Annotated in this window: 1 protein-coding gene; it reads right to left on the bottom strand. The window is 66.2% G+C overall.

Translation table 11 applies throughout. The annotated features are described in order from the left end of the window. The coding region (locus QZL63_RS10860; RefSeq protein WP_290587192.1) for a discoidin domain-containing protein at window positions 1-554 on the bottom strand (554 nt) is incomplete at both ends.

The following is a 554-nucleotide window of genomic DNA, read 5'->3' as shown; positions in this document are numbered from 1 at the left end:
CCGCCTCCCGCCCGCTGGGGGAGCGTAACCGCACCTTCGGCCGGAAGCTTCAGCAGCAGCGTGTACCGCTTCGTGCCCTCCGGAATGCCGAACTTCAGCACGCCCCGGTTTTCGAACGACGTGCCGGGGTTGCGGTCGAAGGCATAGAGCGCCTGTGCGGCATCCTCGGCCTCGATTTCGAACCCGAGCCGCTCCGCGCGGACCGGATTGACCTCGAACGAGCGGACCGACGCCCAGTTGGTCCGGGGCGACTCGAGCCGCTTCAGACGCACGTAGCGGGCGCGGACGGGTTCTCCGCTCCAGTTGATGACATATTGCTTCTCGAGTTCGCCGGTCAGGGGCGTCCATGTCTTTCCGTCCTCCGAATACTCGACCACGGCGTGGTCGAAGTAGTCCACGTCGTCCACCGAGTTGCGGCCCTGGAGGATGCGCACCTCCTCCACGTCGCGCACGCGGCCGAGGTCGGCGCCGGTCCAGTCGCCCTCCTTCTGGGCCATGCCCGAGGTGTAGAAGGTCGTCGAGTCGTTGTCGAACATCAGCTTGCAGAGCGTCGT

The sequence above is a fragment of the Alistipes sp. CAG:268 genome (assembly GCA_000434235.1).
Classification (GTDB): domain Bacteria; phylum Bacteroidota; class Bacteroidia; order Bacteroidales; family Rikenellaceae; genus Alistipes; species Alistipes avistercoris.
Note: the sequence above shows the minus strand (reverse complement) of the source record. Positions and strands in the feature narration are given on the sequence as shown.